Below are 14,289 nucleotides of genomic sequence, written 5' to 3' on the forward strand. Positions count from 1 at the left end.
TTTGTCTTAGCCTTTAGTGACAACCGCCCCCTGTTACGGGGGCGCTGATATTAGTCCGCCAAAAACAGCGGGCCCATCGGCATCACCGGCAGGTCGAAATGGGCCGGATAATCCACCGACACCAGATACAATCCTTCCGCTTTCGCCGTCGCGGCAGCCAGAGTCCGGTCCTTCGCCGCCAGCAGTTCTGCAATCCAGCTCTCTGGCTGGTTTCCGGCGCCTACTTCCATCAGGCTGCCGACGATGTTCCTTACCATATGATGAACAAAAGCGTTCGCTTTGATATCCACCACCACATAAGCCCCGTGACGGGTCACGTTGATATGCATCACGTTACGCCACGGCGTACGCGACTGACATTGCACCGCGCGAAACGAGGTGAAGTCATTCTCGCCAATTAAACACTGCGCGGCGCGATGCATCCGCCCGGCATCCAGAGGGTGGTAATAATGCGTCACCCCCTGACTTAACACCGCCGGGCGCAGGCGGTGATTATAGATGACGTAGCGGTAACGACGGGCCGTCGCGCTGAAGCGGGCGTGAAAATCGTCCGCAACATGCTTCACCCAACGCACGGCGATGTCACCAGGTAAATTCGCATTTACGCCCAGCGTCCACGCGGCGTCTTTACGCTGAGCGCGGGTTTCAAAGTGCACCACCTGGCCGGTACCGTGTACGCCGGCGTCGGTACGCCCGGCGCAGAATACGTGTACCTGTTCGGCCGCCACCTGCGACAGCGCCTTTTCCAGCTTTTCCTGCACGCTGCGCACTTCGTTTTGCCGCTGCCAGCCGTAGTATTTGCTGCCGTCGTACTCGATGCCCAGCGCGATTTTATACACCGGCTGCTGCTGTGGTTCAGACATCAGTACAAATACTCCTGAACCAGCTTCTCGGCGATTTTCACCGCCATCAGCGCGCCGCCAAAGCGCACGTTATCGGCAACCGACCAGAACTGAATTTGCTCGGGCATGCCGTAATCGTTATGCACGCAACCGATGGACAGACGCGCGTTACCGGAAGCATCGCCGACCTGCGTCGGGAACTCGCCCTCTTCAGAAAGCTCGATATCCTCGCCGCGGGTAAAGGCGTCGCGCGCCTCCTCCGCCGCCAGCGGACGCAACGCTTCAAAATTCACCATCTGCGCATGGCCATAGAAGACCGGCGATTGCACGACGCTTGCGGAAATCATCAGGCCGTCATCCTGCAGAATTTTGCGCGCTTCATCGACGATACGACGTTCTTCGCGCACGCTACCTTCGCGATCCGGCAGAATCGGCAGCATGTTGAAAGCCAGCTGGCGCCCAAAGAAATCGTCTTCATCAATCGGAATACCGTTCAGCAGCTTCGCACTCTGCCCCGCCAGCGCATCGACCGCTTTTTTCCCCTGCGCCGAGGCAGACAGCAGGTTGGTAACGGTAATACGCGACAGGCCGCCATCATCGATCAGCGGCTTCAGCGCCGTCAGCAGTTGGCTGGTCAGGCTGTTTGGTACCGCGATCACGTTACGGTTGCGGTAGTCGCCGAGCACGAACGGGTTGACGTCCGGCACCACCAGCGGCACGTCCGGCTCCAGCGCAAACAGGCCGCTAAGATCGATAACCAGACAACCGGCGTTGGTGGCTTCTTCGACATACGCCGCGCTGGCTTCGACGCCCGCGGCGAAGAAAGCCAACTGGGCCTGGGTCCAGTCAAAGTCGGCGGCGTCCTGCACGATGACCGATTTGCCACCATAACGCAGATGTTCGCCCGCGCTTTCATTGCGCGCCAGCGCATAAATTTCGCCTACCGGAAACTGGCGTTCAGCAAGGGTTTCAAGCAGGGCTTCGCCTACGGCGCCGGTTGCGCCCAGTACGGCAATATTCCAGCCTTCAGACATGGTGGTGTACTCCAGAAAATAGCGACCCTGCCAGATTATCCGACAGGGGCATTAAGAAGATATTAACGAACAGGATGATGTACGGCATTAAAACCGAGCTGACGCAGCAGCGTCGCTGCTTTTTCATCGCTGCACTGTACGTACAGGGAAGACCATTCGCGGCGTTCCTGATAATTTTTGCGCAGCTTGTCGAATTCACCGGCAATGCCTGCCACTTTACGCAGCGGCGCATCATCGCGGCGCACATCATACACCAAATGGACCAGCCTTTTCAGCGTCGCCTGATCGAGCGGGCCGTGCAGAGTGATGCGGCCAAATTCCGGCGCCGGCAGTAGCGTATCCAGCGCCACCTGCTGCGGATGGCCAATAAACGCGCTATAGGCTTCAAAAACCTGGGTGGTGCCGCGCGCTTTGCCTTCAAGGGTATAACCGGCGATATGCGAGGTACCGATATCGACACGCGCCAGCAACTCGGTATTCAGATCCGGTTCGGGTTCCCAGACGTCAAGCACCACGCTCAGCTGCTGCCCGGCCTGCAAGCGCTTGAGCAGCGCCGCGTTATCCACCACCGGCCCGCGGCAGGCGTTAATCAGAATAGCCCCCGGCTGCAGGCGGCTAATCAGCGCTTCATCGGCCAGATGCAGCGTTTTATACGGCCCGTCTTTAAACAACGGCGTGTGGAAAGTCAGGACATCCGCCTGCTGCACCAGCTCATCCAGGCTGCGGAAGTCGCCTTCATCGCCACGATCGGCGCGCGGCGGATCGCAGAGTAATGTTTTAATTCCCAGCGCTTCCAGACGTTTTTGCAAACGCCCGCCAACGTTGCCGACGCCGACGATACCGACGGTACGATCAGCCAGCGCGAATCCGTCGCGCTCGGCGAGCATCAGCAGCGCCGAGAAAACATACTCCACCACCGCGATCGCATTACAGCCCGGCGCGGCGGAAAAGCCAATCCCCGCCTGCTGTAACCACGCTTGATCGACATGATCGGTGCCTGCGGTGGCGGTGCCGACAAACTTAATTGCCTTACCGGAGAGCAGCGCTTCATTCACCTTAGTAACGGAACGCACCATCAGCGCGTCGGCGTCGGTTAACGCTTCCTGCGGAATGGGACGACCGGGAACGGCCTGCACGTCTCCCAAACGGCTAAAAAGCTCACGCGCATAGGGCATATTTTCATCAACGAGGATTTTCACGGTTCAGTACCTGTCTGAGAACGAGAGTAAACCGGGGAAGTGTGCCATAATCTGGCCGCCAGGAACATCATCACCCGGCTTAAGTACAGCACTACGGTAAGGATTCATCATGACACCACCCGTTTCAGGTATGTCCGATCGCCCTCCGGGGACTGGCCCATCCGGCGCATCCGCCGTGGGCCCAAACGCGCTCACCATGCAGCAACGCACCGTTCTGGAGCGGCTGATAACGCGTCTGGTGACGCTGACATCGCAGCAAAACGCCGAAGTGTGGGCCTGCGTGAAGCACGATCTGGGTCTGAAAGGCGACACGCCGCTGCTGGCGAGCCATTTCAGCGCGGCTGAGAGCAACCTGAATCAGCGCTTAAGTATCGCTCAGCAAAACCACCACCATCGGCAAATTCTCGCCCAGCTCAGCGAACTGCTGACCCAGGGGAATAACCGTCAGGCGGTGAGCGATTATATCCGCCAGAATTACGGTCAAACCGTGCTGCATGCGCTGACCCAGGCACAGCTGGAGAACGTGCTGCATCTGCTGCAAAACGGCCAGTTGGCGATCCCACAGCCGCAGCAGCGTACGCCGACGCTGCGCCCTTTGCTGCCGGCGGAACATAACACCCTGAATCAGCTAGTGACCAAACTGGCCGCCGCAACCGGCGAATCGAGCAAGCTTATCTGGCAATCAATGCTTGAGCTGTGCGGCGTGAAATCCGGCGAACTGATCCCCGCCACCCACTTCACCCCACTCTCGTACTGGCTGCAGGCGCGACAAACGCTGAGCGCGCAAACCGCGCCGACGATGAATTCGCTGCAGGCAGCGCTCAAGCAACCGCTGGAAGCGCAGGAGTGGCAGAAAATCGCCGATTTCGCGCAAAGCAGCTGGCAGGTGACGCCCACGACGACATTAACCAGCCCGCAGGTGCTAACGCTATTAAATAAGGTCTTTGCGCTACGCGTGGCCCGCGCCCAGGCGACAATGGCAATTACCCCGGTCGAGCCGCTGCCCGCCCCCCATGCGGTGTATAGCAAAAAAGCGTGGACGGTGGCGATTGCCCTGCTGGTGTTGATTATTCTGCTGTGGCTGGTGCTGTAAGCTAAAAACAATCATGGCGGCCAGAACGCCGCCATGATGCCATTACTTACGCAGCGTCAGTAAAGTGACACCAATGCCCAATACCGCGCAAATCGCCCCGGCAAGGAATACGGAAGCATAGCCAAGCGAGGTGGCAAGCAGGCCAGCCAGCGGGCCGGTGACGCCGTAAGAGATATCCTGAAACGCGGCATAGCCGCCAAGCGCGGTGCCGCGAACCTGGGCCGGAACCCGTTTGACTACCTCAACACCCAGCGCCGGGAAGATGAGCGAGCAACCGCAGCCGGTCAAAGCGGCGCCCGCCAGCGCCACCCAGGCGCCCGGCGCTTGCCATAGCAGCGTCAGACCAATCGCTTCAATCAGCAGTGATACCATCGCCACCTTAATGCCGCCAAAGCGATCCGGCATCCAGCCGAACAGAATACGCATCAGGACAAAAGCGCCGCCAAACGCGGTCAACGTGAAGCCGGCCATCGCCCAGCCGTGGCTGGCGAAATAGAGTGAAACAAAGGTACCGATCACCGCAAAGCCGACGCCCTGCAGGCCGAGACCAATTCCCGGCCGCCAGATCATGCCGATGACGCTCCATAGCGAAGGACGCTCGCCGCCGTGGGCGGGAACTTTACGAACCGTGCCGTTAATCGCCCACGCCAGCAGCGGCAGCGCCATCGTAACGCAGGCCAATGCCGCCACGCCGAAGCGGCTGTAAATCAGCAGCCCCAGCGGCGCGCCCACCGCCAGCGCCCCGTACATCGCCATGCCGTTCCACGACATCACTTTACCGGAACGTCGCGGGCCAACCAGCCCTAATCCCCAGCTTAAGTTACCGGTCAGCAGTTGGCTTTCACCAAAGCCGAGAATCAAACGACCCAGCACCAGCAGGCCAAATTTGGCCATTACCGGCACCGGCAGCAGCGCCGCCGCCAGCCAGGCGCAGCCGGCCAGAGCACAGGCCAACATTCCTTGCAGCACCGAGCGTTTCGCGCCGTACTGATCGGCCAGTCTCCCGGCATAGCCGCGGGTTAATACCGTGGCGAGAAACTGGATGCCGACGGCCACGCCGACGAGTGTGTTGCCAAAGCCGAGATCGTGGTGCACAAATAGCGGGATAACCGGTAGCGGCAACCCCACGGTCATATAGGTCAGAAAAACCGCAAAGGTAATGCGAAATAGCGAGAAATTCTCTGAAGCGTTGTTTATCGTTTTTGTCGCTGCGGACATGCGTTACCCCAGTTTTGCAGAGCAAGGCGAGAAGATGGAATGGGAATGATGGCGAGCAATTTGCCTGCTCTCGCCAGGCGCTGTCAAGACGTCAAAAAAAGGGGAGCCTCGGGCTCCCCTGGTACTGACTCTAACCAATTAGGCGTTGTATTTACGCATAACCAGGGTCGCGTTGGTGCCGCCGAAGCCGAAGCTGTTGGACATCACGGTGGTCAACTGAGCATCGGTCGGTTTGGTGACGATGTTAAGGCCGGCAGCCTGCTCGTCCATCTCTTCGATGTTGATGCTTGGCGCGATAAAACCGTGCTCCAGCATCAGCAGAGAGTAGATGGCTTCCTGTACGCCTGCGGCGCCCAGAGAGTGGCCGGTCATCGCTTTGGTGGCGGAGATAGCCGGGCTGTTGTCGCCGAAGACTTCGCGGATAGCGCCCAGCTCTTTAACGTCGCCTACCGGAGTCGAAGTGCCGTGGGAGTTCAGGTAGTCGATCGGAGTATCAACGCCGTGCATCGCCATCTGCATGCAGCGCACTGCGCCTTCGCCAGATGGAGCAACCATGTCCGCGCCATCGGAAGTCGCGCCGTAACCGACGATTTCCGCATAGATATGCGCGCCGCGCGCCAGCGCGTGTTCCAGCTCTTCCACCACGACCATGCCGCCGCCGCCCGCGATAACAAAACCGTCGCGGTTCGCATCATAGGTACGGGACGCTTTGTCCGGAGAATCGTTGTATTTAGTGGACAGCGCGCCCATGGCGTCGAATTCACAAGCCATTTCCCAGCACAGCTCTTCGCCGCCGCCGGCAAAGACGATGTCCTGTTTGCCCAGCTGAATCTGTTCTACCGCGTTACCGATGCAGTGTGCGGAAGTGGCGCAAGCGGAGCTGATAGAGTAGTTGACGCCGTGGATTTTAAACGGCGTGGCGAGGCAGGCAGATACGCCGGAAGCCATCGCTTTAGTCACAACGTATGGGCCCACGGCTTTCAGACCACGCGGGCTACGCATGGCATCGGCGCCGAAGACCTGGAATTTCGGGGAGCCGCCGCCGGAACCTGCAATCAGGCCGACACGCGGGTTGTTCTGGTATGCTTCCGGCGCCAGACCGGCGTCGGCTACCGCCTGCTCCATGGACAGATAAGCATAGATGGATGCATCGCTCATAAAGCGAACTACTTTGCGGTCAATGAGGCCCGTGGTATCCAGTTTGACGTTGCCCCATACGTGGCTACGCATTCCTGAATCCTTCAGCTCCTGAGAGAAAGTGATCCCTGAACGTCCTTCACGCAGAGATGCCAGGACTTCCTGCTGGTTATTACCGATGCTGGAAACGATGCCCAAGCCAGTAATCACTGCACGTTTCATTCAATACCTCTGTAAGTCGCACTATTTTAAGTTTCGAGTCGCACAATAGCGTACACTTGTACGCCGAACAAGTCCGATCAGCCATTTTGTGTATAAATTTGCGCCTTCTGGCACACATCGTTAAGATCGCGCTACGCCTTGTGATTCGAGTAACTTACGTGAAACAAAACGCCATACAACCCGCCAACCTGGAATTCAACGCTGAGGGTACACCTGTTTCCCGAGATTTTGACGACGTTTATTTTTCTAATGACAACGGTCTGGAAGAGACGCGCTACGTTTTTCTCAACGGCAACCAGCTTGATAGCCGTTTTCCAACCCACCCGCGCCCGCTGTTTATCGTCGCGGAGAGCGGCTTCGGCACCGGGCTCAATTTCCTGACGCTGTGGCAGGCGTTTGCTGTTTTTCGTCGCGATAATCCGCAGGCTACGCTGCAAAGATTACATTTCATCAGTTTTGAAAAATTTCCCCTGAAGGCCGACGACCTGCGCCTGGCGCACCAGCACTGGCCGGAACTGGCGCCATGGGCTGAACAGCTACAGGCGCAGTGGCCATTGCCAATCGCGGGCTGCCACCGCCTGCTGCTCGACGATGGCCGCGTCACGCTGGATTTATGGTTTGGCGATATCAACACGCTCACCGACCAGCTTGACGATTCACTCAACCGCCAGGTCGACGCCTGGTTCCTCGACGGCTTCGCGCCGGCGAAAAACCCGGATATGTGGACGCCGGGGCTGTTTTCAGCCATGGCGCGTCTGGCCCGCCCCGGCGGCACGCTGGCGACCTTCACCTCCGCTGGCTTCGTTCGCCGCGGGCTGCAGGAGGCCGGCTTTAGCATGCAAAAACGCAAAGGCTTTGGTCGCAAGCGCGAAATGCTAATCGGTGAATTGACCGCCGACGTTCCGACATTCGCGCGGACGCCATGGTTTGCCCGCAGCGGTAGTCAATCGCGCGAAGCGGCGGTGATCGGCGGCGGTATCGCCAGCGCCCTGCTCTCGCTGGCGCTGCTGCGTCGCGGCTGGCAGGTGACGTTGTACTGCGCTGACGATGCGCCCGCCAGCGGCGCATCCGGCAATCGTCAGGGCGCGCTGTATCCGCTATTAAGCCAGCACGACCCTTCGCTGGCGCGCTTTTTCCCGGCGGCATTTACTTTCGCGCGCCGCCTCTACGACGCCCTGCCAGTGGAATTTGATCATCAATGGTGCGGCGTAACCCAACTCGCCTGGGATGAAAAAAGCACGCAGAAAATCGCCCAAATGCTGGCTTCAGATTTACCGGCGGAAATCGCCTGCGCGGTGACGGCGGAGCAGGTTGCTGAACTGACCGGCGTTGATACCGGCTGCGGCGGTATCACCTATCCGGCCGGCGGCTGGCTGTGCCCGCAGCAGTTGACGGCAGAATTACTGGCGCTGGCGGCGACGCAGGGACTACGCAGCCACTACGGTTATCCCGTCGAAACGCTCAGCGCGGATGGCGACGGCTGGTTGCTCAATCAGCAGCATCGTCATCAGGCGGTAGTACTGGCGAACGGACATCGCCTGACTGATTTTGCCCAGACCAGGCAGTTACCGGCTTATCCGGTCGGCGGCCAGGTCAGCCATATACCCACCACGCCGGGGCTTTCCGCCCTGCGCCAGGTGTTATGCTATGACGGCTATCTGACGCCACAAAACCCCGAGAATCAGCAACACTGTATCGGCGCCAGCTATCATCGCGGCAAGACGGATACCGATTTCAGCGCCGAAGATCAGTGGCAAAATCGCCAGCGCCTGATTGATTGTTTCCCGCAGGCGGCATGGGCAAAAGAGGTGGATGTTAGCGGCAACGAAGCCCGCTGCGGCGTACGCTGCGCCACCCGCGACCACCTGCCGATGGTGGGCAACGTTCCGGATTATGAGAAAACGTTGACGCAGTACGCCACGCTTCACCAACAGCAGGAAAATGTCGGCAGCGCGCCGGTCTATCACAATCTCTTTATGCTCGCGGCATTGGGATCTCGTGGGTTGTGCACCGCGCCATTGAGCGCCGAACTGCTGGCCGCGCAGATGAGTGAAGAACCGCTACCGCTGGATAGCGAAACTCTCGCGGCGCTGAATCCGAATCGACTGTGGGTAAGAAAACTGCTGAAGGGAAAAGCGGTAAAATAACGCCGGCTTGCGCCTTATCCCGACCTGGGTGTAGTCGCCCCGGTAGGCGCAGCGCGACCGGGGAGAGTCTCCGGATGTGGGCTAACGCCTCATCCGGATGACACCATTTATCAGGCCTGATTTTTCGCCTGCTGGTACAGGTTATTCCACATCCCTTGCACCAGAATCTGATCCGGCGGCGATAGTTCGCCCGCGCTGATGGCCTTTTCCAGGCTGCTGGCGACTTTATCATTAATCGCCTGCGCCGTATGTTCCCCTTCCCCTTCCAGCTCAGCCACCGCCAGCGTCAGGTGGCCGCGCAGATAACCGCCAGCAAACAGTTCGTCATCACTGGCGTGGTCTACCATATCGTCAATTAACGCCAGAATGCGTGATTCAAACTCCGCGATCATCGTCTTTCCTCTTTCATTTGTAGAACGTGGCTTTAGTGCAGGTCTTCCGGCCACGGAAATTGTTCTGCCGTCAGCGGCGGCGTTTGATAATACTGTTGCAGCGCGCGAATAAAGCGTGCCGGTCGCTCAGGGATCCCTTGCTCCAGATAGGTCATCACCTGGGCATGTACGCGCCGTTGAAAGGCGATGCGGTCGGGCTCAAAGTCGCCTTCGAGGTTGTCACAGCTGACGTTAAACGGAAATCCCGCCGCCGTGCAGAACAACCAGTCAAAAGCTTGTGGCTTGACCTCGACGTCTTCGAACTTGCTTTGCGTCATCGCATCGCGGCCGTCCGGGCAGTACCAGTAACCAAAATCTACCTGCTCGCGCCGCGCCTTGCCGGCGATACACCAGTGGGAAATTTCGTGCAGCGCGCTGGCGTAAAAGCCGTGAGCAAACACGATCCGGTTGTATGGCACTTCGCTATCTGCAGGAAGATAGATCGGTTCGTCGTCGCCTTTAATCAGACGGGTATTAAAATCATCGGCAAAGCACTTGTCGAAGATCTCGACCAACTGCTGATAATGGTGTTGCTGTTGCATTAGTGAATTCCCAACCACTGCAAAATCTCAGCCCCGTGGCTGTCGTAAAGAAGTTTAGCGCTCATCACCGCGGAGACGATGACGATCATCGGCCGAATCAGCGACTGCCCTTTACTCAACACCAGCCGCGAACCGGCGCGAGCGCCGATAAACTGTCCGGCCATCATCACAAAACCGGTGGCCCAAATCACTTTGCCGCCAATGATAAATAGCAGCAGGCCGCCAATATTGGAGGTAGCGTTTAGCAGTTTGGCGTGAGCGGTGGATTTCGCGAGATTAAACCCGGCGAGCGTCACAAAGGCCAGCGCATAAAAAGAACCGGCGCCGGGGCCAAAAAAACCGTCGTAGAAACCCACGCTGCCGCCAGCGACCAGCGCGAACGGCAAACCATACAGGCGACGCTGACGATCGGATTCGCCAAGCTTAGGCATCAGCAAAAAGTACAGCCCAATGCCGATCACCAGCAGCGGCAGGATTTGCTTCAAAATATCGGACTGCACGTGCTGCACCAGCAGCGCACCCGCCGTCGAGCCGATAAACGTCATCAGAATATTGAGTTTCTGATCGGCAAGATTTACCACCTTGCGACGGATAAAGTAGAGCGTCGCGGAAATGGAACCGCCGCAGGCCTGTAGCTTATTGGTCGCCAATGCCTGAGCGGGTGGCATACCCGCCGCCATCAACGCCGGGACGGTTAACAACCCGCCGCCGCCAGCTAAAGAATCAATAAATCCGGCCAGAATCGCGACGAAAAAGAGCGCCACCAAAACCATTGGCGACACCATAAACAGTTCGACAAAACTATCCATTAGAGAAGATGCTCATCCAGTAGCGCCTGGCAGGAAGGCGGCAGCGGAGGCGGCGTCTTCTTCACAGGTGGGGTTGACCCAGGTTTAGGCGGTTCAAACCAGCTTTGCAGCTCGGCTCCGCAGCCATCGCCAGCCGGCGGCGGCGCTTGATCTTCGCACTCGAGGCTGCCCGCCGGGCAGCGCAGGCGCACGTGCATGTGGGCGCGATGCTGGAACCACGGGCGAACTTTGCGTAGCCATTGGCGATCGTTACCAGCATCGAGACACAATTGCTGTTTGATAGCCGGGTTGACGAAAATACGCGTCACATCGTTATCTTCCGCCGCCATTTTAATCAGGTTACTGATTTGCGGGCTCCACAGTGACGGCACCACCCGCTTGCCATCGCGGGCGACTAAGTCCAGCGCCTGTGGTTTCAGCAGTTGCGCGGAGGTCCAGCGGGTCTGCGGCAATTGCAGGAAAATATCAACATCCAGACCCGACTGATGGCTAGCGTGGCCGCCGTTAAAGCGCCCGCCGGCAGGCATGCCCATATCGCCAATCAGCACCGTCCCCATACCTTTATTGTGCGCCTGCAAACTCAGCCGCTGAATAAACTGCACGAGATCCGGATGGCCGAAGTAGCGACGCTGATCGGTACGCATTACCTGGTAATCAGGGGAGTTCAGCGGTAGCGGCTGGGCGCCGACGATGCAGCCATTGGCAAACGCGCCAATAGACTGGGCGCTGCCGCTAATCGGCTGGGATATTTTCTGCCACGGCGTCGCCGCCAGGCTGGCGGTGCTGGCCAAAAGCGCCAGCAGTGCGATAACGGTATTTTTCATCGGTTACCAGCGTGGAATTGATGTTGTCACGTCGCCATTCTGCGCGCGTTGACGCATAAAGTGATCCATTAACACGATAGCCAGCATGGCCTCGGCGATCGGAACCGCGCGAATGCCGACGCACGGATCGTGACGCCCTTTGGTGATCATTTCGACTTCTTCGCCGAAGCGGTTAATCGTATGACCGGGAACGGTAATACTGGAGGTTGGCTTCAGCGCGATGTTAGCAACAATTTGCTGGCCACTGCTGATACCGCCAAGAATGCCGCCGGCGTGGTTACTCTGGAAGCCGGCTTTGGTGATTTCGTCGCGGTTTTCGCTGCCGCGCAGTTTGACCACCTCAAAACCATCGCCGATTTCTACCCCTTTCACCGCGTTGATGCTCATCAGCGCGTGGGCGATATCGGCATCCAGGCGGTCGAACACCGGCTCGCCGAGGCCCGGAGGAACGCCGTCAGCCACGACGGTCACTTTCGCGCCAATAGAGTCGCCCTCTTTTTTCAGGCCGCGCATCAGTTCATCCAGCGCGTCGATTTTATCCGGATCCGGGCAGAAGAATGGGTTCTGCTCAACCTGCTCCCAGTCTTTGATGGCCAACGGAATATCGCCCATCTGCGTCAGGCAGCCGCGGATCACAATACCAAATTTAGCCGCGAGGAATTTTTTGGCAATCGCCCCGGCCGCCACGCGCATCGCGGTTTCACGCGCAGACGAACGGCCGCCGCCTCGATAGTCGCGCAGGCCGTATTTCTGCTCGTAGGTGTAATCCGCATGACCCGGGCGGAACAGATCTTTAATCGCGCCGTAGTCCTGGGAACGCTGATCGGTGTTTTCAATCAACAGGCCAATACTGGTGCCGGTGGTCACGCCTTCGAAGACGCCGGAAAGGATTTTCACCTGGTCCGGTTCGCGGCGCTGGGTGGTGTAACGCGATGTCCCAGGGCGACGGCGATCCAGATCGTGCTGCAGGTCAGCTTCGGTCAGCGGAATGCCTGGCGGCACCCCGTCGACGATGCAACCCAGCGCCAGGCCGTGTGATTCGCCGAAGGTGGTGACGCGAAAGAGTTGTCCAATTGTATTTCCTGCCATCACGGCTCCATTCTTTTCGTTATGTTTGCGTGTTGTTTTTTTAGTCTTTATAAATGCCGAAATGCACCCGCGCGTCAATAAGCTGCTGTTTAGTCAGCATAAAGACGCCATCACCGCCGTTATCAAACTCAAGCCAGATGAACGGCACGTCCGGGTACTGCTCCATCAGATGTACCATGCTGTTACCGACTTCACAAATCAGAATACCGTCGTCGTTGAGGTAATCCGGCGCGCAGCCAAGAATGCGGCGCGTCAGCTTCAGGCCATCGCTACCGGAAGCCAGACCCAGAACCGGCTCATGCTCATATTCATCAGGCAGATCGGCCATATCTTCTTCATCAACGTACGGCGGATTGGTCACGATCAGATCGTACTGCAGCTTCGGCAGATCGCGGAAGAGATCGGAACGGATCGGGGTAACCTGGTTAATCAGGCCATGTTCTTCAACGTTATGTTCGGCAACGGCCAGCGCGTCCGGGGAGATATCGACAGCGTCGACTTCCGCTTCCGGGAAGGCATAGGCGCAGGCGATGGCAATACAGGCGCTACCGGTACACATATCGAGAATATGCTGCGGTTTGTGGTTTATCAGCCCGGAGAACTGGTTATTGATCAGTTCGCCAATCGGCGAGCGCGGTACCAGCACGCGCTCATCGACATAGAATTCATGGCCGCAGAACCATGCTTTGTTGGTCAGGTAAGCGACGGGAATGCGTTCGTTGACGCGGCGAATCACGCGCTCGACGATACGATGTTTTTCGCTGGAGGTCAGGCGCGCGGTGCGCATATCTTCCGGTATATCTAACGGCAGGTACAGCGAGGGTAATACCAGCTGTACGGCCTCATCCCACGGGTTATCGGTGCCATGACCGTACCAGATGTTGGCGGCGCTAAAACGACTTACCGCCCAACGCAGCATGTCCTGAATGGTCTGCAGCTCATTGACCGCTTCATCAACAAAAATTTTATCCACGCAATCCTCCAGGGCACGCTCTGCTATAAATTCGGCGGCTAGTTTGCCACGACGGCGGCGATAAATCAGCATTCTTGCGCAGCCGGAGTGGGGAAAAATAGGTTTTCCTTGCCTGAAGCGCGGGCGAGTCGGGTAAACTAACGAAAAGAAATAGTGAGATTGGGCAATGAAAAAGAAAACACCACTAAGCGCGGAGGATCAGGCGCTGTTCCGCCAGCTAATGACCGGCACCCGGCAAATTAAACAGGACACTATCGTACACCGCCCGCAGCGCAAGAAGCTCAGCGAGGTTCCGCCTAAGCGATTGCTGCAGGAACAGGTGGATAACAGCCACTATTTTTCCGACGAATTTCAGCCGTTGCTCAATACGGAAGGCGCGATGAAGTACGTGCGCGCGGATGTCAGCCATTTTGAGCTGAAAAAACTGCGCCGCGGCGACTATTCGCCGGAGCTGTTTCTCGATCTGCATGGCCTGACCCAGATGCAGGCAAAACAAGAATTGGGCGCGCTGATTGCCGCCTGCCGCCGCGAACATATCTTCTGCGCCTGCGTGATGCACGGACACGGAAAACATATCCTCAAGCAGCAAACGCCGCTGTGGCTGGCGCAACATCCGCATATTATGGCGTTCCATCAGGCACCAAAAGAGTACGGCGGCGATGCCGCGCTATTGGTACTGATTGAAGTTGAAGAGTGGTTGCCGCCGGAGCTTCCGTAAGCGGAAGCTCC

General features: G+C 58.1%; 14 protein-coding genes. 3 read left to right on the forward strand and 11 right to left on the reverse strand.

The genetic code is table 11. The features are described from left to right. Nucleotides 1–50: 50 nt before the first annotated feature. The 3 genes from truA to pdxB form a co-directional block, all read right to left on the reverse strand. Nucleotides 51–863 carry a tRNA pseudouridine(38-40) synthase TruA gene (gene truA, locus EAE_RS24795; protein ID WP_015706174.1) on the reverse strand — a complete coding sequence of 271 codons (813 nt, stop codon included), beginning with the start codon at nt 861–863 and terminating at the stop codon, nt 51–53. Further along, nucleotides 863–1,876 carry an aspartate-semialdehyde dehydrogenase gene (locus tag EAE_RS24800; protein WP_015365551.1) on the reverse strand — a complete coding sequence of 338 codons (1,014 nt, stop codon included), beginning with the start codon at nt 1,874–1,876 and terminating at the stop codon, nt 863–865. The genes truA and EAE_RS24800 overlap by 1 nt, the downstream gene beginning before the upstream one ends. Nucleotides 1,877–1,938: 62 nt before the next feature. After that, a complete protein-coding gene (gene pdxB / locus EAE_RS24805; RefSeq protein WP_015706175.1) occupies nt 1,939–3,075 on the reverse strand; it encodes a 4-phosphoerythronate dehydrogenase PdxB in 1,137 nt (378 codons plus the stop codon). 109 nt (nt 3,076–3,184) lie between these two features. Between pdxB and flk the strand changes: the two genes are divergently transcribed. Then, nucleotides 3,185–4,168 (forward strand): flagella biosynthesis regulator Flk, encoded by a 984-nt coding sequence (flk, locus tag EAE_RS24810; RefSeq protein WP_072056523.1) that lies wholly within the window; start codon nt 3,185–3,187, stop codon nt 4,166–4,168. 42 nt (nt 4,169–4,210) lie between these two features. Here the strand turns inward: flk and EAE_RS24815 are convergent, their stop codons facing one another. Together EAE_RS24815 and fabB are read right to left on the reverse strand one after the other, a co-directional pair. Continuing rightward, a complete protein-coding gene (locus tag EAE_RS24815; protein WP_015706177.1) occupies nt 4,211–5,386 on the reverse strand; it encodes an MFS transporter in 1,176 nt (391 codons plus the stop codon). 138 nt (nt 5,387–5,524) lie between these two features. Next, nucleotides 5,525–6,745: a beta-ketoacyl-ACP synthase I gene (gene fabB, locus EAE_RS24820; RefSeq protein ID WP_015706178.1), complete on the reverse strand. Its 1,221-nt coding sequence runs from the start codon at nt 6,743–6,745 to the stop codon at nt 5,525–5,527. Nucleotides 6,746–6,903: 158 nt separating this feature from the next. Here fabB and mnmC point away from each other — a divergent pair, with 158 nt between their 5' ends. Further along, the gene (gene mnmC, locus EAE_RS24825) at nt 6,904–8,892 is read left to right on the forward strand and encodes a bifunctional tRNA (5-methylaminomethyl-2-thiouridine)(34)-methyltransferase MnmC2/FAD-dependent 5-carboxymethylaminomethyl-2-thiouridine(34) oxidoreductase MnmC1 (protein WP_015706179.1); all 1,989 of its coding nucleotides are present in this window, start codon (nt 6,904–6,906) and stop codon (nt 8,890–8,892) included. A 110-nt stretch (nt 8,893–9,002) separates the two neighbouring features. Here mnmC and EAE_RS24830 read toward each other — a convergent pair whose 3' ends face one another. From EAE_RS24830 to prmB, 6 genes are read right to left on the reverse strand one after another with little or no spacing between them, the layout of a single operon-like run. Continuing rightward, nucleotides 9,003–9,284 (reverse strand): YfcL family protein, encoded by a 282-nt coding sequence (locus EAE_RS24830; protein WP_015365545.1) that lies wholly within the window; start codon nt 9,282–9,284, stop codon nt 9,003–9,005. Nucleotides 9,285–9,316: 32 nt separating this feature from the next. Further along, nucleotides 9,317–9,865, reverse strand: a complete 549-nt coding sequence (locus EAE_RS24835) for an elongation factor P hydroxylase (RefSeq protein WP_015365544.1) — start codon at nt 9,863–9,865, stop codon at nt 9,317–9,319. Further along, complete coding sequence (locus EAE_RS24840; protein WP_015365543.1) at nt 9,865–10,674, reverse strand: sulfite exporter TauE/SafE family protein; 810 nt, start codon at nt 10,672–10,674, stop codon at nt 9,865–9,867. The genes EAE_RS24835 and EAE_RS24840 overlap by 1 nt, the downstream gene beginning before the upstream one ends. Then, nucleotides 10,674–11,498, reverse strand: coding sequence for a penicillin-insensitive murein endopeptidase (gene mepA / locus EAE_RS24845; protein ID WP_015706180.1), 825 nt, complete (start codon nt 11,496–11,498; stop codon nt 10,674–10,676). Before mepA ends, EAE_RS24840 begins: the two co-directional genes overlap by 1 nt. A gap of 3 nt (nt 11,499–11,501) precedes the next feature. Then, nucleotides 11,502–12,587 (reverse strand): chorismate synthase, encoded by a 1,086-nt coding sequence (aroC, locus tag EAE_RS24850; RefSeq protein ID WP_015706181.1) that lies wholly within the window; start codon nt 12,585–12,587, stop codon nt 11,502–11,504. Nucleotides 12,588–12,627: 40 nt separating this feature from the next. Beyond that, nucleotides 12,628–13,560 carry a 50S ribosomal protein L3 N(5)-glutamine methyltransferase gene (prmB, locus tag EAE_RS24855; protein WP_015706182.1) on the reverse strand — a complete coding sequence of 311 codons (933 nt, stop codon included), beginning with the start codon at nt 13,558–13,560 and terminating at the stop codon, nt 12,628–12,630. Nucleotides 13,561–13,726: 166 nt separating this feature from the next. Here prmB and smrB point away from each other — a divergent pair, with 166 nt between their 5' ends. Continuing rightward, nucleotides 13,727–14,278, forward strand: a complete 552-nt coding sequence (gene smrB, locus EAE_RS24860; protein ID WP_015365539.1) for an endonuclease SmrB — start codon at nt 13,727–13,729, stop codon at nt 14,276–14,278. The last annotated feature ends 11 nt before the right edge of the window (nt 14,279–14,289 follow it).

The organism is Klebsiella aerogenes KCTC 2190, assembly GCF_000215745.1.
GTDB classification, from domain to species: domain Bacteria; phylum Pseudomonadota; class Gammaproteobacteria; order Enterobacterales; family Enterobacteriaceae; genus Klebsiella; species Klebsiella aerogenes.

Bases quoted from the DNA above. Each gene is read 5' to 3' on its own strand.
- smrB (WP_015365539.1), top strand. From the start codon at position 13,727: ATGAAAAAGAAAACACCACTAAGCGCGGAGGATCAGGCGCTGTTCCGC.
- fabB (WP_015706178.1), bottom strand. From the start codon at position 6,745: ATGAAACGTGCAGTGATTACTGGCTTGGGCATCGTTTCCAGCATCGGT.
- truA (WP_015706174.1), bottom strand. From the start codon at position 863: ATGTCTGAACCACAGCAGCAGCCGGTGTATAAAATCGCGCTGGGCATC.
- EAE_RS24840 (WP_015365543.1), bottom strand. From the start codon at position 10,674: ATGGATAGTTTTGTCGAACTGTTTATGGTGTCGCCAATGGTTTTGGTG.
- flk (WP_072056523.1), top strand. From the start codon at position 3,185: ATGACACCACCCGTTTCAGGTATGTCCGATCGCCCTCCGGGGACTGGC.
- EAE_RS24830 (WP_015365545.1), bottom strand. From the start codon at position 9,284: ATGATCGCGGAGTTTGAATCACGCATTCTGGCGTTAATTGACGATATG.
- aroC (WP_015706181.1), bottom strand. From the start codon at position 12,587: ATGGCAGGAAATACAATTGGACAACTCTTTCGCGTCACCACCTTCGGC.
- EAE_RS24800 (WP_015365551.1), bottom strand. From the start codon at position 1,876: ATGTCTGAAGGCTGGAATATTGCCGTACTGGGCGCAACCGGCGCCGTA.
- EAE_RS24835 (WP_015365544.1), bottom strand. From the start codon at position 9,865: ATGCAACAGCAACACCATTATCAGCAGTTGGTCGAGATCTTCGACAAG.
- mepA (WP_015706180.1), bottom strand. From the start codon at position 11,498: ATGAAAAATACCGTTATCGCACTGCTGGCGCTTTTGGCCAGCACCGCC.
- EAE_RS24815 (WP_015706177.1), bottom strand. From the start codon at position 5,386: ATGTCCGCAGCGACAAAAACGATAAACAACGCTTCAGAGAATTTCTCG.